The following is an 18,177-nucleotide window of genomic DNA, read 5'->3' as shown; positions in this document are numbered from 1 at the left end:
GAGAAGCGGCTCTTGCACAGTGAAATGTGCAGGAGCCGCTTTTGTTAATTTTTTTCACGGGCGAGAATGATTGTAGATGCTAGGATGAGGATGGTGCCGATGATGAGAGAAAGTGTGAGTGGTTCGCCAAATAATATAACACCTAAAATCACGCTTACGATAGGTTCAAAGGTTCCGAGGATTGAGGTAGAGGCTGTTCCGATTGTAGCGATTGCTTTAAGAAGTAAAAGCATAGAAGCAATGGTGGAAATGACAGCAATACCGATGTAGGCAATTCCTATGTTGAGATTGAGGGTGAGTGTAATTGTATTTGTAAATGTTCCATATATAAGCATACCTAATGTAGCACCTAGGCAGACATACATTGTCACTACGTTGTGATTAATTTGTTTAATAGATTTAAGTCCTAAGGCAATAATGTTTACACCGTATGAAATGCCGGAGAAGATTGCAAGCATAACGCCTAGCGCATTGAGTGTATTATTGTCCATGGCAATTAGTGCATAGATGCCAAGTCCGGCGAAAATAAGTGCGAGCATTTTTGATTTACTCATCTTTTCTTTAAAGAAGAAATATCCGATGAGACAAACGACTACAGGATAAATGAAGTGTAGTGTTGTTGCAAGTCCAGCACCTAAATAATCATAAGATACAAAAAGTGTTTGGGTTGTAAGTGTATAACCGATGATACCAATGCTAAGTAATATGATGAGCTGTTTTTTTGAAACTTTTAAACTTACTCTAGTACATTTTAAATATGTAAATAAAATAATGGATGCTAGTAAAAATCTAGCAATAAGTACTGTTGTAGGATTTGAACCGTTAGCATAAGCAAATTTTGCAAAAATCGGCATAAGTCCAAAGGCAACAGAGGATAGAATGGCATAAATAATACCTTTGTAGTTACTCAAGATGATAGCCTCCTAATTTATATAGATATTTAAATAAAAATAATCGTTAACCTTGTCAATTATAAGCCATTCTAAGTATTACAGCAACAAAAGTATAAGAAAGAAAAATATGCATTTTTTATCTAGGACTAATCCATACTAAATAAAAAAGAATAGAAGGAGCGTACGATGAAAAATAAGCAAAAAATATGGATTAGTTTATTGCTTGCTGTAGTCCTAAGTATGAGTATTTTCTCAGGATGTGGTAACAATCAAGATAATCAAAATCAAACAGAAGAAGAGATTGTAACGAGTGGTCCAACGGCTAAAATACAAATTTTGGCCACAAGTGATATGCATGACTACCTAATGAATTATGACTATTATACCTCTGCTGATTCGGATAATTATGGATTAGTAAAATTAGCAACCCTTATAAAAGATATTAGAAATCAAAATGGCATTTCTAATAATGTGGTATTAGTGGACAATGGAGATTTAATTCAGGGCAATCCTCTAGGAGATTACTTTGCAAGAGTAAATCCAGTAAAATCAGGAGAGGTACATCCTATTTATAAGGCACTTGAAGCATTAGGTTATGATGCTGCCGGCCTTGGTAATCATGAGTTTAATTATGGACTTGAATTTTTACATCAAATCATAAATGATACGCAAATCCCGGTCATTAATGCGAATGTATATAATGAAGCTACTGGGGAAAATGAATTTAGACCTTATGTGATTTTAAATAAGAGTTTTGATGATGGGGAAGGTGCATTACAGGAGATAAAAGTGGGGATTATAAGCTTTGTACCAACCCAGATTCTAAATTGGGACAAACTTAATCTAGAGGGTAAAGTAACAGTACAAGATATTAGAGCATGCGCCGAACATTTTGTACCTATTATGAAACAAGAAGGTGCAGACATTATTGTAGCCCTTGCACATACTGGATATGGTACAGATGGTGACTATGTAGAAGGTGCTGAAAATATGGCTTATCATCTCACATTAATAGATGATATTGATGTGGTAATCGGCGGACATTCTCATGAAATGTTCCCATCCGAAGATTTTGTAAAGGATACAGGTTATCAAAATGTAGATATAGCTAAAGGAACAATTAATGGCAAATTTACTGTACAACCTGCTAAATATGCAGAAGGCTTAGGGTGTGTGACATTGCAACTTGCTAAAGAAGGAGATACTTATCAAGTTGTAGATGGCAATGCAACTGTTTTAAGTGCAGTAGGTGTGCCAAATGATCAAGAATTAGAAGCCATTTTATTACCTTATCATAAACAAGTTATTGATTATGTAAATGGACCAGTAGGAGAACTTGCAAATCCTATAAATAGTTTCTTTGCACTTGTAGGAGATGATGCATCTGTACAAATCATCTCAGATGCACAATTACAATATGCTAAAGAAGCAGTTAATTCTGCAAGTGAACTTCTGCCATACAAGGACTTACCTATTTTATCAGCAGCGGCCCCATTTAAGGCAGGCTTATCAAAGAGTGGTACTAATGCAGAAGATTATGTAGATATCGCAGCAGGAAATATCGCGATAAAAGATGTAGCAAGTCTCTACAAATATCCAAATACATTAGCCATTTTAAAATTACGAGGTGTAGATATAAGAGAATGGTTAGAAATGAGTTCAGGTATTTATAATACGATTGTACCAAATGCAACAGAACCACAAGAATTACTAAATGGTGATTTTCCTGCATTTAACTTTGATACCATTGATGGTGTAACCTATGAAGTAGATATTACACAGTTACCTCGCTATAGTCCAGAAGGTGATTTAGTCAATGAAGAAACGCATAGAATTATTAATCTTAACTATAATGGTGCACCACTAAAAGATGAAGATGAATTTTTAGTTGTTACAAATAATTATCGTGCTGGAGGTGGTGGTAATTTCCCAATCTTCACAGGCGATCAAACACCATTAGTATATAGTTCTAGTGATGAGGTGAGACAAATCTTATCTGACTATATTGCAAAACAAGGAACCATTACGCCAAAAGCAGATGGTAACTGGAAATTAGCACCGATTGATGCAAATGTTCTTGTTACATTTATTTCTAGTAGTAAGGGAGAAACACTTTTATCAAACTATCCTTATATTGAGTTACAAGAAGACTTAGGTAATGGATTGGCACAATATATTTATGTTTTTAACATGAATAAATAAGCTTTCTTCAAATATAGAGATAGATATATTGAGTGAATAACAGCTATATTTGATATAAAAAGTTAGTTTGTACAAGGTTATAACTTATAGAATACTAAGTTATAGCAAAAGGGTTTTATAAAAAAAGGTAATAAAAAAGGAATGTAGTCTAAAAAAATCAAGATTGCATTCCTTTTTATTACCCTATATAACGGTTTCCTGTTTTGGCACTATAGATTTCATATTTATAAAATTTAGTTATTCATAGTTTTTAATTTGTTTCTCTATAGATTTCACATTTATAAATTTTAGCTATTCATAGTTTTTAGTCATGTGAAATCATTGGGAGAAACTAACTTACCTAGATGTATATTTCAAGCTTTTAGTTGGTTTCTCTATACCATTTTAACACTTTAATTATAGTTATTTCTGTGGTTCTACTGGAGGATTAACATATTTGTTTACAAGTAACCCAATACCAAGTCCAAAGAAGGTTTCAACAATACGATTAAGCGCATAATGAACGGCATCTGTTTGAGCATGTGTAGTTGTAACTCCTAAAAATACAATACATGCTAAAGGAATGGAAAGTGGGCGTTTTACTAAATTACAGGTATAGATTACAGCGATGATTCCTACTGAAATAATAATATAAATCAATAAAGTGGTAACGATAGGAATTGTTGAATAACGCCATAATGATTTACAGAAGAAAAGAAAAATGAATCCTACAATAGCGCCATGAACAGTACCATAAGCGCGAGCAAATCCAATCTTATAAGAATGTTCTACCGTATTTTGCAAACAAAAAATAGAAGTCATACAAGCAAAAAACGGTTCATTAGGAAAAAGTAAAAGGCAGAGAAATACTGCCAAAGCAGTTTTTAAGGTACGAAGACCTATTTTAGGTAGTTGAAATTCTTTCATGATGTCATTCCTATTCTGTAATATGTAAGTATAAATGGTTAAGTAAATTTAAAAAACGCTTATATCATAGCCTGTATTAGAAGCTTTGTCAATAACAATTCAATAGCAAAGATTTGTTTTAAATTAGCCTGATAGCGAGAGAAGAGTAAAGTAATAAGTTAAGAAAGAGGTACTGTGTATATAATGTAAGAAAAGATGTAAGAAGATGTCATAAATAAGAGATAAATTTTTCTAAACATTATAAATTATATGATAAAATAAAAGAGGATACTATAATGTAAGGGAGAGAGTAAAGATGGATACGAATATAGTCTCAGTAAGACGAGCCAACCAAGTTGCTACATGGATGTTACTTTTAATTAATTTAATATTAATCGTAGGATACAGCGGTGAAATTATTAAGGTGCCAGAAGATAGAGTGAGGTTAAGTATAATTTTAGGGATATGCATATTAAGTTCAATCATTTCTTTTATATTTTATAAATTAGGAGGAGAAAATAAGATAGTAAAGTACGTTATATTTATATGCTTTTTCTGTGTATACGCACTTGCGATGTTTAGTACTCAAAGAACACTTACCTATACTTATATGATGCCTTTGATTGCAGCATATAGCCTATATAATGATATGAAATTAATGGGGCAAGTAGGGGGATTACTTTTAATTACAAACATAGTAAGGGTAATATGGTGTATAAATACAGGAAATACAGATGTAAATCTTATTACAGATTATACAATTCAATTAGGTTCAGTCATTCTAGTAATTGCTACACTTATGATTTCAATTAAATTCACAGTTAAAAATAATAATCAGAAGGTGGAATCTATTAAAGCAGCCAAGGGCAAACAGGAAAAAATTTTAATTAATGTATCACAGACTGCTCAAGAATTAGACCATCAATCCAATAAAGTATATAAAATTGTTTCAGACTTAGAGAAATCTAGCGAAACTATTAACTCGGCAGTTACAAATATCGCACAGGGAATCGAAACCACTGTAAACAGTATTCAAACACAAAGTGAATTAACAACCCATATTCAAAATATGATTGTAGATACATCTAAGGCAACAGAAAGTGTGCAAGCTATTTCTACAAACACCATAGAAGCTATGGATAAGGGTACACAGATTATGAATTTATTAAATAACAAGACAGAAGCAATGAATGAAATGAGTGATGAAGTTTATAATTCAATGTTAGCTCTTAAAGAAAAAACAAAAGAAATTTCAAGCATTATACAGACTATTACTGATATTTCGGAACAGACTAATATACTTTCACTTAATGCGGCTATTGAAAGTGCCAGGGCAGGAGATGCAGGAAGAGGTTTTGCAGTAGTAGCAGAAGAGGTAAGAAGATTGGCAGTACAAACGAGAGATTCAGTAGCAAGTATAGCAAATATATTAAATGCACTAGGTAAGATGGTAGAAAATGCAGTAGATGGTATCACTCATTTTAGAGAAGATAATGTAGAGCAAAATTTACTTATAAAAGATACCGCAGATATATTTAATAAAACAACAATAGAAATTAATAAAGTATATGATAACATTCAAGTTGTTACAGATAAAGTAAATAACATCTTAAAAGCAAATAATGAAATTGTTACGAGTATCGAAAAAATTTCTGCTATTAGTGAAGAAACAATGGCAGGCATAGAGGAAACAAATAGTACTACGGCTCAAAATAATGAAAGTGTTCAACATACCAAAGAAGTAGCAGGTCAGTTACTAAATGTCTCTCAAAAAATGATGCAATACATAGAATAATAAAAAGGCTACAGCACTTTCGTGCTGTAGCCTTTTTTGTTATTTATTTAATAGGTCATATTATATAGTAGGTTTTATTTACCATAGTATGCTTTTCTATAAAGTTCTTGAAGTTCAGTAACTTTTGGAAGTCTTGGGTTTGCTGTAGTACATTGATCTTCAAATGCTTTATAAGAAAGTTCTTCAATTTTTGAAAGGTAAGTTTGTTCATCTACACCCATTTCTTTTAATGTGAATGGAATGTTAAGTTCTTTCATTAAATCTCTAACAGCTTTAACAAGAGAAGCAACACCTTCTTCTGGAGTAGAAGCTGGAAGTCCTAACATTCTAGAAATGTCTTGGAATCTTTGTGGTGCAATGAATTTACCGTATTTTGGCCAAGCCATGAATTTGGTTGGGTTAGTTTCGCCATTGTATGCAATAACATGTGGAAGAAGAATAGCATTTGCGCGGCCATGAGCAATATGGAATTCTCCACCAAGTTTATGAGCAAGTGAGTGGTTGATACCGAGGAATGCATTTGTAAATGCCATACCTGCGATACAAGATGCATTGTGCATTTTTTCTCTAGCTTCTGGGTCTTTTGCACCGTTTTTGTATGAACGTGGTAAGTATTCAAATACTAATTTAATAGCATGAAGTGCAAGAGCATCTGTGTAATCAGAAGCAAGAATTGAAACATATGCTTCAATAGCATGTGTTAATACGTCAAGACCTGTATCTGCTGTTGCGCCAGCTGGTACTGACATAACGAATTCTGGGTCGATGATAGCTACATCTGGTGTTAATTCGTAGTCAGCAAGTGGGTATTTCATGTTCTTAGATTTATCAGAGATTACAGCGAATGATGTTACCTCAGAACCTGTACCTGATGTTGTTGGGATAGAAACCATTTTAGCTTTTTTACCAAGTTTAGGGAACTTGTAAACACGTTTACGGATATCCATGAATTTTTGAGCCATACCGATGAAATCAGCTTCTGGATATTCATAGAATAACCACATAGCTTTAGCAGCATCCATTGCAGAACCACCGCCAAGCGCGATGATAACGTCTGGTTGGAATGAATTCATAACAGCTGTACCTTTTCTAACTGTTACTAAGTCTGGATCTGGTTCTACTTCGCTGAAGATTTCGATTGTTACTTTATTAAGGTTTTTATTTAATTGGTAAGTAAGTCTATCTACATAACCTAATTTAACCATCATTGGGTCAGCTACAATCATTGCACGATGAATGTCTGGCATTTTTGATAAGTATTGAACTGAACCAGCTTCGAAATAAACTTTTTCTGGAATTTTAAACCATTGCATATTCACGCGTCTCTTCGCCACCCTTTTCTTATTAATTAAGTTTTGAGCTGTTACGTTTGAAGAAGTAGAGTTATGTCCATAAGAACCGCAACCAAGTGTTAATGAAGGCATAAGTGAGTTATAAACATCACCAATACCACCAAATGCAGATGGAGAGTTTACAATGATACGACAAGCTTTAAGGCGTTTGCCATATTCATCAATAAGGTCATTGTTTGTTGTATGGATAACTGCTGTATGACCAAGACCACCAAGTTCAACCATTGTTTCAGCTTTTTGAATACCATCTTCAACATTTTTAGCTTTAACAACTGCAAGAACTGGAGAAAGTTTTTCTCTTGAAAGTGGGTAATCAGCACCTACACCATCAAGTTCACAGCAGAGAACTTTTGTTTCTTTTGGAATTGTAATACCAGCAAGTGCTGCAATTTCGTATGGATATTTACCAACGATAGCAGGACCAGCCATTTGTCTAACTGGGTCAATAACGATTGGCTCAAGTTTTTTAACTTCTTCTTTAGTTGCGAAGTAACAACCTTGTTTTTTCATGAATTCAACAGCTTTATCGTAAATAGGAGCTTCGATGATAGCAGCTTGTTCAGAAGCACAAATCATACCATTATCGAATGATTTTGAAAGAATGATATCTGTGAGAGATTGTTCAAGATTTGCAGTTTTTTCAACGAAAGCTGGTACGTTACCAGGGCCAACGCCGAGTGCTGGTTTACCAGTAGAGTAAGCAGCTTTAACCATTGCAGAACCACCAGTTGCAAGAACGGTTGCTACATCAGGGTGATTCATAAGTGCATTAGTAGCTTCAATTGAAGGAACTTCAATCCATTGTACACAGTTTTCAGGAGCACCAGCTTTGATAGCTGCATCACGAACGATAATTGCAGCTTCACGTGAACATTTTTGAGCTGCTGGGTGGAAACCAAAGATGATTGGGTTACGTGTTTTAGCACATGTGATAGCTTTGAACATTGTAGTAGAAGTTGGGTTAGTTGTAGGTGTAACCCCAGCTACGATACCAACTGGTTCAGCAATTTCAATGTAGCCTTCATCTTCGTTGTCTTCGATAACACCAACAGTTTTTTCATGTTTAATACTGTGGTAGATGTATTCTGTAGCGAAGATATTTTTTGTAACTTTATCTTCAAAGATACCGCGACCTGTTTCGTCGATAGCCATTTTAGCAAGTTTCATTTGAGCTGAAAGGCCAGCAAGAGCCATAGCTTTTGTAATTTCATCAATTTGTTCTTGATCAAGTTTCATATATTCATCAAGAGCAACCTTTGCTTTGGCAACTAACTCATCAATCATTACTTTTGGATCAGTAACTGGTGTTTCTTGTACTTCTGTTACTTTTTTTTCTTTTTTCTCATCAGACATAATTAAAATCCTCCCTTAGAATTTAAATGCAGTATAGACAGAACTACATCATTGATTAATTTGAATTGTTATTAATTTAACAAAACAAGTTAAAAAAATGTAGAATTGTTTATTTGATTTAGAATATATTGTAATGATAACATGGGGAAAATGCCTTGTCAATGCCTTGAATTTAGAATTGTACGAACAAATTATTTGAAAGATGCTGTAAAAATTGATGAAAATAACGAAATAACTTACTTAAAGCTTTTGTTTAGGTCGCATTAAACCTAGGCTAATTTATGTTAAAGAATAAACAAATAAAAGGGGGTGCCTTAACGACACCCCCTAAGGTAGCTATAAATAGCTAATGATTATTTGATGGTATATTTACTTACTTCAACTGTTAATTTTTTGGCACGGCGTTCTAGGTCAGCAGCAGTTTTTGTGACTTCATTCATAAGGTTAGCTTGCGCATCTGTAGACATAGCAACTGATTGCGTATTATTAGATGCTGAAGAGGAGATTGTTGCGATATTTTCAATGGCATCAAGTACACTAGTTGTACCAGCATTAACTTCTTCAGTAATAGCTGAGACCTCTTCGATTTCTACAGAAACTTGTTGGATATTTGTTAGAATTTCTTTAAAGCTTGTACCAGCATTTTGAACTAAGGATAAACCTTCATGTACAGAAGAAGTACCTTGCGACATAGAAACAATGGCATTTTGAATGGTAGAGTTAATTTCATTTGTAATATTGGTAATATGGGTTGCAGAGCTGGCAGATTGTTCAGCAAGTACGCGAACTTGATCTGCGACAACCGCGAATCCTTTCCCTTGATCACCAGCGCGGGCCGCTTCAATAGATGCATTTAAAGCAAGCAAATTAGTTTGTTTAGCTAAATCAGTAATTAGTGAGACTGCATTTTTAATTTCATTTGATTTTTCACCTAATAAGCTAACTAGTTCAGCGGTTGAAGTTACCTTATCATTAATATCATTCATTTGAGCAACCACGGATTCTATGAGGTTATCACCAGCATGTGCAGAGTTTAATGTAAGGCTTGCAGCGTTTGTAACTTCTTGAATATTAGTAGTTACACGTTCCATACCAGTATGTATTTCGGTTGTCATCTGAGCAGTTTCTTCTGTAAAAGAAGTTTGTTCTTCTGCACCAGAAACAATTTCTTGAATTGCGTTAGCAATATTTGTAGTGGCCTCTTGGGTCTTAGTCGCATTTTGGGTTAAGGTATCTGATATAGAGAGAATTCTTTTGGATTCATGCGCGGTAGCGGCTAAAAATTCATTAAGCTTATCTTGCATATGTGCAAGTGCAATAGCAACTTGTCCTAATTCATCATTAGTGTTTAATACTTCTTCTTCAATTGAAGTGCTGAAGTCACCTTTTTCCATCCTATGACAAGCGGCTATTAAAGACTTGAAGGGTTTAAAAAAACGTGTACAGATTATTGAAAGACAAATAGAAACAGCTAAAATATTAAATAGCATATTACCTAGATTATGTAATCCGATAAGAATCGATATGTCATGTGACTTTTGTACGTTATCTATTGAGGTGTTGTTTAGAATCTTGGATAAAGACGGCAAAAGCGTAAAGAGATTAATGGCTGTAAAGATACAAAAGTTGATGAAGACAGATATTGCGGTAATAAACGAGATTTTAGATTTGAGTGAATGCTTTTTCATACTATGCCCCCTAAATAATATAACGAATTTATTTGAATATATTTAAAATTAATGATATTATATCATTTTGGTTGAAGTATGGAAACAATAACTTAGAGTTGAGTACTTCTTATGTATAAACCTGTGTATAAAGTTGTGGAATTTAAAAAGTTGTTCACAAAATGTTGATAGTTTTGTGAAATATGTGGATAAGTAAAAAATTAAACACAATATAATATAAAAGTTTGTGTATTTAAATTAAAAATATGTGGATAATATATGAAAGAAATCTTGTGGAAAAATAGGAATTGAAAAAATAAATTAAAAATTTAAAACACCAAACGTTTTTTGCAGGATTACTAAAAAATTAACAATAAAATCGCAATATAAGATGAAAATTATAAAAATAATCAATAAAAGTAGTGAATTTTTTATACTTTAACTCTATAATGAAATCATACAACAGGTGAGGCTCGTGAAGAGCCTCCCTTTTTTATTTTAGCCTTTCTTTTTCAAGTGTTTAGGTGTATTATATATATAAAATTGTTTGCTTATATATGAACATATAAGCATAGACGTAGAAGGGAGAATTAAAATGAAAATCACTAGAGACATGGGAATCATGGAAGTAGTAAGTAAATACCCAGAAGCAGCAAATGTATTTGCACAATTCGGTATGGGATGCTTAGGATGTGCAGCAGCTCACTTCGAATCAATCGAAGAAGGTGCTACAGCTCACGGTATGGATGTAGATGCACTTATGGAAGCATTAAATAAACTTGCAGAATAATTTTAGATTAAGTAATTTAAATCTATTTTTATAAAAGGCGTTAGTATATTAACTAGCGCTTTTTGTTTGCCTTAAATTGTATATTTATCTGTTTTAGATTATAGAGAAACCAACTAAAAACTTGAAATATACGTGTAGGTTAATAGGTTTCTCCTAATGATTTCACATGGCTAGAAACTATGAATAACTAAACTTTATAAATGTGAAATCTATACATTTACTTATTTTAAATTATACTTATTTTAAATGATATAGAGAAGCCAACTAAAAACTTGAACTATACATGTACGTCAATAGGTTTCTCCTAATGATTTCACATGACTAAAAATTATGAATAACTAAAATTTATAAATGTGAAATCCATACATATTTTAAGTTATACATTTTAAGTGATACATAAGTGATTAAATAGCTAGTATAATAAAATATTGGGAAGTACGCATATTAATAGAAATATAAAAGTACTTATATTTAGTAGATACTTTAAAAACAGAGTATTGTATAAGGCATATAAAAATATAAAGGAGAAATGAAATGAAAATTAATTTAAGAAAAAGTAAGTATGTAAAAGCCATTTTATTAGGAGGTGTTGTGACCATGATGTTTACAGGTTGTGGTGGAGGAAATACAGCACAACAACAAACAAACAATACAGAAAATGTAGAGCTTCTTGTTTCAGCAGCCGCTAGTTTAAAGGAATCAATGGAAGAGATTAAATCAATGTATGAAACAGAACATCAAAATGTGACATTAACATTTAGTTTTGGTGGTTCAGGTGCGTTACAACAACAAATTGAACAAGGTGCACCAGCAGATGTATTTATTTCAGCAGCAGAGAAACAGATGAATGCCTTAGAAGATGAAGGACTTATTGTAAAGGATAGTCGTAAGGACTTACTTGAAAATAAAGTGGTACTTATTACACCAACTGATAAAACAGATTTAACATCTTTTGAAGATGTAGCAACAGAAAAAGTAGGACAAATTGGTTTAGGAGAGCCAGGCAGTGTACCAGTAGGACAATACTCAGAAGAGATTTTTACAAGTTTAGGTATTTTAGACCAGGTAAAGGCTAAGGCTGTTTATGGTAAGGATGTAAAAGAAGTATTATCTTGGGTAGAAACAGGTAACGTGGATGCGGGAGTAGTTTATGCTACAGATGCAAAGCAATCTTCTAATGTGAATGTAGTATGTGAAGCACCAGCAGAGAGTTATCAAGCAGCAATTTATCCTGTAGCTGTTGTTAAAGATAGCAAGCATCAAGAACAGGCTGAGGAGTTCTTGCAATTCCTTGAATCAGATAGTGCAAGAGAAGTATTCCAAAGTTTAGGATTTACGACTAAGTAGCTAAAAGATATAAGGCGATAAAGTATAAGTAAGAACTTTAAGTTAAAGTAAAGGATACTGTAAGATAAGGAGGGTAGCCCTATGGATTTTTCACCGTTATGGATTTCATTAAAGACAACAACAGTGGCCACATTTATTGCATTTATTTTAGGAATTTATGGTGCCAGATTAGTATTAAAGTGTGGTCATAAGTGGCAAGGCATTATTGATGTTATTTTTACATTACCCATGGTGCTCCCCCCAACTGTTGTCGGATTTATATTGCTTGTTATATTTGGTAAAAGGGGAATTATAGGGAGTGCATTATTGAAGGTGGGAATACAAATTATTTTCTCATGGGAAGCGACTGTTATTGCCGCAACTGTAGTAGCATTTCCTTTGATATATCGTACAACAATAGGTGCACTTGAACAAATTGATCCTAATGTATTAAATGCCGCACGTACATTAGGAATGAATGAGCGAACTATTTTCTTTAAGATTGCGCTGCCAATGGCATGGCCAGGTATTGTAGCAGGATTAGTACTAGGATTTGCAAGAGCGTTAGGGGAGTTTGGTGCAACCTTAATGTTAGCAGGTTCTATTCCGGGAAGAACATTAACGATGCCGCTTGCTATTTATTTTGCAGTACAAAGTGGGGACATGACATCGGCTAAGATGTGGGTAGCATGTATTTTAGTAATTTCCTTTGTGAGCATGTTTGCCATGAATTATATGAATAAATGGACTTACAAAGGAGGGAAATAAATGCTTTATGTTAATGTAAAGAAAAGGCTGGAAAGCTTTGATGTAGAAGTAGAACTTGAAGCTACAAAAGGTAGAATTGGACTGTTAGGAGAATCTGGTTCAGGGAAAAGTATGACGTTAAAGATGATAGCTGGAATTGAAAAACCTGACGAAGGTGTAATCATTTTAAATGATAGAGTTTTATTTGATAGCAAAAAGAAAATTAATTTACCAGCTAGAAAAAGAAATGTAGGTTATCTCTTTCAGAACTATGCCTTATTTCCACAAATGAATGTCGTACAAAATATTGTATCAGGCATGGGAAAGTGTACAAGGCAAGAAAAGGAGCGAGAAGCAAGGCGCAGAATTGAGCAGTTAAAGTTGGAAGGATTAGAGGTACGTTATCCAAGACAACTTTCAGGTGGCCAACAGCAAAGAGTTGCTATAGGTAGAATGTTAGCTGCAAATCCAGAAATACTTATGTTTGATGAACCTTTTTCGGCATTAGATTATCACTTAAGAGAACTTATGCAGGAACAATTTCTAGAAATACTAGAGGGGCTAGATAAGACAAGTTTACTTGTGACACATGATATAGATGAAGCTTATCGCTTATGTCATAAGATAGCTGTTGTTAATAAAGGAAAGATAGATATTTTTGATACGAAGGAAAATATCTTTAATAGTCCTAGAAGGATTAGTGCAGCACGTATTACAGGATGCAAAAATATTTCTCGTATAAAGAGACTTTCACCAACTTCTGTACAAGCATTAGATTGGGGAATCACTCTTACCATACCACCTACTCAGGAAGAGATTACTCATATTGGAATCCGTGCGCATCATCTTAAATTTGTAGAAGAAAAAATGGAAAATTGTTTTGCGTACAAGATAACCAATGTGAGTGAAACAAGATTTAATCAAACAATTATGCTTAATCTCTCTAAGGAATCAGATACAGCAACTTCTTTAAGGTTAGACATGGACAAAGAGATTTGGCGTACAATGACAGCTAGCTCATATATTTACTTGCCACCATCTCGTCTTTTACTTCTAAAATAAAAATGAACATAAAAAATGAACATAAAAAATGGGGACAGGTCTTTAATATTGCTGTTAACAGCAATATTAAAGACCTGTCCCCAAATATAATGTTGTAAGATATAAACTTGGAGAAGTGTTCTTGAAAGAGTATAAAAAGCGTGGGAGCAAAACAAACTAGTAGCATGAGGGTGTGAGAGATAATGAAAGATGCTATTAGAAATGTAAGAGATTTATTGATTGATCCCTATAGGGCATTTATGCGTATGGAAGGTGTGGCAACCTTTAATGTGGTTCAATACATTATATATATGATGAGTGTATTGGCCTTGGAAGGTGATAGAAAGGGTTTTGAAATTATATTGGATATGGTTTGTATAGGAGGAAGTAGCTTTTTAGTAGGATGGATTTATAAGGGAGTTATTAGGGCTTGTGGAGGAGACTTGAATTATTGGAGGAGCTTGAATGCACAAGTATGTATGGGGACATTTGCTAATATTGGTGATTTATTTGAAATAGGCCAGGCATTAAAGGTAGGTAGTGCTATAAGTTTAGCTGTGAATATATACTGTGTATATTTGCATCTACGCTGTGTTATTGTGCTGGGGGGCGCTCCAGTAAAGCGTACAATGATTGTATATGCAGCAATATTTGTAGCAATGATAGCAATTATATATATAGGTTTTGGAATTTTATCAGGAACAATTATTAGTGAGCGTGGTTATATTGGTTAGTTAAACTGTGCTTTAAAAATAAATCGGAATATGATAAAATATAAAATAAAATAAAAAATATTAAATGAAAGTTCATGTATATAGATTTCACAGCTATAAATTTTAATGATTCAATATATTCTAGTGACGTGAAATCATTAGGAGAAACGATTTGTAGTATGCGTATTTTTACTTTATAGATTGTTTCTTTATAGAAATTGGCTATATACATAATTGGTAAAAGTATTGCTCTGTACAATAAAAAGTGTATTGGGATATTGAAGAAAGTATAGGAGGAAAAGTGATAAGGAGGCGCCTATGATTTTAAATGAAGTATTAGGAATTCAGGAAATCAAAAATCATAATATACGGATTACGACTAGACAGGCCGTACGGGCTGTTATTTTAAAAGATGGAAAAATACTTATGGTGCATACCAATAAGGGGGATTACAAATTTCCAGGTGGTGGCGTAAAAAGGCAAGAGGAATTGCAGGAAGCCTTAATAAGAGAGGTTGCAGAAGAAACGGGATATATTGTAGAAACGATAGGAGAGAAGTTAGGAACGATTATACAACGTAACGTTAATCAGTTTAATGCTAACGGTATTTTTGAAATGACCTCTCATTATTATTTTTGTAGTGTAAAGGATATCCCAGAAAGTCAACATCTAGAAAAGTATGAAGAAGACCAAGAATTTGAACCAGTATGGATTAGTATGGATGATGTTATCAAAGGGAATGAAATGATTTTACAAGGAAATAAAGAAAAAATTAATCCATGGGTATATAGAGAAACTTTAGCACTTAGGCGTCTAAAGGAAAACGGAATAGGATAAAGGGTTGTAGCCTAATTTGGTTACAACCCTTTAATAATTTTTACATAAATTTATCGGCAAGTAAGAATGCTATGTAGCATAATAAGATGCCAACAGATGGCAATGTATAAACGGAGCTACTAATTTTTTTCTCATTTTTACGTGATTTTAAGAAAATCATGAGTGTGAGAAGTAATGCAGCTACAAAACCAAATACAAGAAGAGCTTTAGTGTTAGCATCCGTGAAGATATAAATTGTATCTTTAACATAAAGTAAATCTGCAAAAGTTAAGATTAAGAAGTTAAATAAAGTACTTCCGACAATATTACCTGTTGCAATATTAAAGTTTCCAACTTTCATAAGTGCCACGCAAGATGTTACTTCTGGAAGAGAAGTTGCAATACCTAATAAAACGGCACCTACAAGGCCTGCACCTAAATTATAAGTAGAAGCAATGTTATCAGAAACATAAGTTACCCCGATGCTTGCAGCGATTAAAAGAATACTTGTAATAACAAAACGTACAGCAATTTGTTTAACTGTAAGTGGGCTATCATCTTCTTCATCACTTTCTTCAGAAGGTGCGTTAGCCATAGCTTTTACCCCAATACCATAGAGTACGGCTAAAGCAATAGAGATAACACTTATAGTAAGAATTGAAATATCAAGGTTAATGAATAAGTTCATGCAAATGATGAAGTACATACCTAGTGTACAGATACTTACATTTAAGTGACTCTTTGAGATTGTGCTACTACTGAATTTCTTTATAAATAATAAAACAAGTGTAGCAAGGATTGCATTGTTAAATAAGTTACTACCAAGAATGTTTCCTAAAGCAAGATCAGGATTTCCAAGAAAAGAGGTAGCAGAAATAGTTGTAAAGAATTCTGGAAGAGATGTAACAGCAGCAAGCATAACACCGCCAATGAAGGCACCAGAAAGATTCGTTTTCTTATCTAAAAGATCAACATAGTTAGCAGCTTTAACTGAAAGAAGGACAACGCAAGCTGCCAGTATAAGATAAAGTAAAAATATCATTTGTAGACTCCTTTAAAAATAAATTTTACTGATGAAGGAGATTAGGTTATGCAGGGCGATTACATGTAAAAAGCGAGACTTATGAATAGCACGATTAATACCATTGCTATTCATGAGTCTCGCTTTTTAAAATATTACCAGATCATGTAAGTATCATAATCACTATGTTGATAATATTACAATGTATAATTGCAAACTACTCCCTCATGAGTAATGAAAAATTTCTCTTATCTCAATAAAGATACTAAAGATTAAAATAAAAGTCAATAAAATTTATGAGGAAAAACGTAAAAATGTACTAAAATTAAAGATTGAAAAGGCGTTATAGAGAAATCAACTAAAAACTTGAAGTATACATGTACGTAAGTTGTTTTCTCTCAATGATTTCACATTGCTAAAAACGATGAATAACTAAAATTTATAAATGTGAAATCTATATAGAGAAGCCAACTAAAACCTTGAAATATACATGTAGGTAAGTTGTTTTTTCTCAATGATTTCATATTGCTAAAAACGATGAATAACTAAAATTTATAAATATGAAATCTATAGTCCAACTAATATACAAGCACCAAGGCTAATAGATAATTAATTATTCTTTGTGTGTAGTACCTTGTCGGGTCATTTCTAGATAGTTATATAATGTGAACTTCGAAATATTGAGGAATTCACACACCCTGTCACCAGATTTAGTAATTAAGAAAGCCCCCTTACTATCTAAGAATCTGATGATTTCTAATTTCTCATCTTTTGTGAGATGCCCATTTGTTTTATCAAACATGTTCTCACATTGGAGAAGTAAATTATCCATTAATTGATTGACATCTGTTGTAAATAATTCGTTTGATGAACTAGAAGGTGTAGCATAGTTATTAAATTGTCTAAGGTATTCTTCACATTTTAATGAATCAGTAATGTCCATGTTAATACATATGGCACCAATATTTTCGCCCTCATCATCTTGTAAAAACATAGATGAGCCACGAATGATTTTGCCATTTCGCATATGTACAATTTTATTATAGATATGAGTGTCTGCATTCATTTTACTTAGAACCTCAAGACCCCAATTTCCACCGCAATCTCCAATCTTTCTACCTGTCACATGGCCATTTCGAATGTCGACAATGCTATGTTCATAAGGTTTTGTATTATCGTGTAATACGATTTCACAGTTTGTCCCTAAGTGATTTTCAAGTAAGTCTAAAATACCAGTAAACATGTCTAAGTGATCATAAATTGTATTCATAATTCCCTCCTAATTGTAGATAAATCTAGATAGATAAATCATGTCCCCGAGATGCTGCATTATTCTTATATTTATTTTTTATAGAGAAACCAACTAAAAGCTTGAAATATACATGTACGTAAGTTGTTTTCTCCCAATGATTTCACATCATAAGAACATTATTAAAACATCATAAACAATAAAAATTTACAGAGAAACCAACTAAAACCTTAAAATATGCATGTAGGTAAATAGGTTTCTCTCAATGATTTCACACGACTAAAAATCATGAATAACTAAATTTTATAAATGTGAAATCTATATAGA

General features: G+C 33.1%; 14 protein-coding genes. 8 read left to right on the top strand and 6 right to left on the bottom strand.

All coding sequences use genetic code 11. The features are described 5' to 3' along the window. Positions 1-44 precede the first annotated feature (44 nt). A complete protein-coding gene (locus tag AC1VAQ_RS16790; RefSeq protein WP_302596780.1) occupies positions 45-911 on the bottom strand; it encodes a DMT family transporter in 867 nt (288 codons plus the stop codon). A 168-nt stretch (positions 912-1,079) separates the two neighbouring features. Between AC1VAQ_RS16790 and AC1VAQ_RS16785 the strand changes: the two genes are divergently transcribed. Then, positions 1,080-3,095 (top strand): bifunctional 2',3'-cyclic-nucleotide 2'-phosphodiesterase/3'-nucleotidase, encoded by a 2,016-nt coding sequence (locus tag AC1VAQ_RS16785; protein WP_303244354.1) that lies wholly within the window; start codon positions 1,080-1,082, stop codon positions 3,093-3,095. 402 nt (positions 3,096-3,497) lie between these two features. On the opposite strand, the gene AC1VAQ_RS16780 is transcribed toward AC1VAQ_RS16785, so the two are convergent. Then, positions 3,498-4,001, bottom strand: a complete 504-nt coding sequence (locus tag AC1VAQ_RS16780; protein WP_302596782.1) for an FUSC family protein — start codon at positions 3,999-4,001, stop codon at positions 3,498-3,500. A gap of 295 nt (positions 4,002-4,296) precedes the next feature. Between AC1VAQ_RS16780 and AC1VAQ_RS16775 the strand changes: the two genes are divergently transcribed. Then, positions 4,297-5,775 carry a methyl-accepting chemotaxis protein gene (locus AC1VAQ_RS16775; RefSeq protein ID WP_302596783.1) on the top strand — a complete coding sequence of 493 codons (1,479 nt, stop codon included), beginning with the start codon at positions 4,297-4,299 and terminating at the stop codon, positions 5,773-5,775. A gap of 74 nt (positions 5,776-5,849) precedes the next feature. Here the strand turns inward: AC1VAQ_RS16775 and adhE are convergent, their stop codons facing one another. Beyond that, a complete protein-coding gene (adhE, locus tag AC1VAQ_RS16770) occupies positions 5,850-8,480 on the bottom strand; it encodes a bifunctional acetaldehyde-CoA/alcohol dehydrogenase (RefSeq protein ID WP_302596784.1) in 2,631 nt (876 codons plus the stop codon). A 353-nt stretch (positions 8,481-8,833) separates the two neighbouring features. After that, the gene (locus tag AC1VAQ_RS16765) at positions 8,834-10,168 is read right to left on the bottom strand and encodes a methyl-accepting chemotaxis protein (RefSeq protein WP_302596785.1); all 1,335 of its coding nucleotides are present in this window, start codon (positions 10,166-10,168) and stop codon (positions 8,834-8,836) included. A 574-nt stretch (positions 10,169-10,742) separates the two neighbouring features. Between AC1VAQ_RS16765 and AC1VAQ_RS16760 the strand changes: the two genes are divergently transcribed. From AC1VAQ_RS16760 to AC1VAQ_RS16735, 6 genes are all read left to right on the top strand, one after another. Beyond that, entirely contained in the window at positions 10,743-10,937 is a 195-nt protein-coding gene (locus AC1VAQ_RS16760) for a DUF1858 domain-containing protein (RefSeq protein ID WP_302596786.1), read from the top strand. A 534-nt stretch (positions 10,938-11,471) separates the two neighbouring features. Further along, entirely contained in the window at positions 11,472-12,284 is an 813-nt protein-coding gene (modA, locus tag AC1VAQ_RS16755; RefSeq protein ID WP_302596787.1) for a molybdate ABC transporter substrate-binding protein, read from the top strand. An 81-nt stretch (positions 12,285-12,365) separates the two neighbouring features. Then, complete coding sequence (gene modB, locus AC1VAQ_RS16750; RefSeq protein WP_302596788.1) at positions 12,366-13,031, top strand: molybdate ABC transporter permease subunit; 666 nt, start codon at positions 12,366-12,368, stop codon at positions 13,029-13,031. Then, complete coding sequence (locus AC1VAQ_RS16745; RefSeq protein WP_302596789.1) at positions 13,032-14,072, top strand: sulfate/molybdate ABC transporter ATP-binding protein; 1,041 nt, start codon at positions 13,032-13,034, stop codon at positions 14,070-14,072. 182 nt (positions 14,073-14,254) lie between these two features. Continuing rightward, the gene (locus tag AC1VAQ_RS16740) at positions 14,255-14,785 is read left to right on the top strand and encodes a hypothetical protein (RefSeq protein WP_302596790.1); all 531 of its coding nucleotides are present in this window, start codon (positions 14,255-14,257) and stop codon (positions 14,783-14,785) included. Between the two features lie 297 nt (positions 14,786-15,082). After that, positions 15,083-15,601: an NUDIX hydrolase gene (locus AC1VAQ_RS16735; RefSeq protein WP_302596791.1), complete on the top strand. Its 519-nt coding sequence runs from the start codon at positions 15,083-15,085 to the stop codon at positions 15,599-15,601. Between the two features lie 40 nt (positions 15,602-15,641). Here AC1VAQ_RS16735 and AC1VAQ_RS16730 read toward each other — a convergent pair whose 3' ends face one another. Beyond that, positions 15,642-16,622 carry a sodium:calcium antiporter gene (locus AC1VAQ_RS16730; RefSeq protein WP_302596792.1) on the bottom strand — a complete coding sequence of 327 codons (981 nt, stop codon included), beginning with the start codon at positions 16,620-16,622 and terminating at the stop codon, positions 15,642-15,644. Between the two features lie 592 nt (positions 16,623-17,214). Next, positions 17,215-17,871 (bottom strand): helix-turn-helix transcriptional regulator, encoded by a 657-nt coding sequence (locus tag AC1VAQ_RS16725; RefSeq protein WP_302596793.1) that lies wholly within the window; start codon positions 17,869-17,871, stop codon positions 17,215-17,217. Between the last annotated feature and the right edge of the window lie 306 nt (positions 17,872-18,177).

The organism is Cellulosilyticum sp. (assembly GCF_982396655.1).
This window is presented reverse-complemented; position numbering and strand designations above follow the sequence as displayed.

What these genes read in the sequence shown, in the direction of transcription:
- AC1VAQ_RS16785 (WP_303244354.1), top strand. Translation starts at nt 1,080, where the DNA reads ATGAAAAATAAGCAAAAAATATGGATTAGTTTATTGCTTGCTGTAGTC.
- AC1VAQ_RS16780 (WP_302596782.1), bottom strand. Translation starts at nt 4,001, where the DNA reads ATGAAAGAATTTCAACTACCTAAAATAGGTCTTCGTACCTTAAAAACT.
- AC1VAQ_RS16760 (WP_302596786.1), top strand. Translation starts at nt 10,743, where the DNA reads ATGAAAATCACTAGAGACATGGGAATCATGGAAGTAGTAAGTAAATAC.
- AC1VAQ_RS16775 (WP_302596783.1), top strand. Translation starts at nt 4,297, where the DNA reads ATGGATACGAATATAGTCTCAGTAAGACGAGCCAACCAAGTTGCTACA.
- AC1VAQ_RS16740 (WP_302596790.1), top strand. Translation starts at nt 14,255, where the DNA reads ATGAAAGATGCTATTAGAAATGTAAGAGATTTATTGATTGATCCCTAT.
- modA (WP_302596787.1), top strand. Translation starts at nt 11,472, where the DNA reads ATGAAAATTAATTTAAGAAAAAGTAAGTATGTAAAAGCCATTTTATTA.
- AC1VAQ_RS16730 (WP_302596792.1), bottom strand. Translation starts at nt 16,622, where the DNA reads ATGATATTTTTACTTTATCTTATACTGGCAGCTTGCGTTGTCCTTCTT.
- AC1VAQ_RS16765 (WP_302596785.1), bottom strand. Translation starts at nt 10,168, where the DNA reads ATGAAAAAGCATTCACTCAAATCTAAAATCTCGTTTATTACCGCAATA.
- AC1VAQ_RS16735 (WP_302596791.1), top strand. Translation starts at nt 15,083, where the DNA reads ATGATTTTAAATGAAGTATTAGGAATTCAGGAAATCAAAAATCATAAT.
- adhE (WP_302596784.1), bottom strand. Translation starts at nt 8,480, where the DNA reads ATGTCTGATGAGAAAAAAGAAAAAAAAGTAACAGAAGTACAAGAAACA.
- AC1VAQ_RS16745 (WP_302596789.1), top strand. Translation starts at nt 13,032, where the DNA reads ATGCTTTATGTTAATGTAAAGAAAAGGCTGGAAAGCTTTGATGTAGAA.
- modB (WP_302596788.1), top strand. Translation starts at nt 12,366, where the DNA reads ATGGATTTTTCACCGTTATGGATTTCATTAAAGACAACAACAGTGGCC.
- AC1VAQ_RS16725 (WP_302596793.1), bottom strand. Translation starts at nt 17,871, where the DNA reads ATGAATACAATTTATGATCACTTAGACATGTTTACTGGTATTTTAGAC.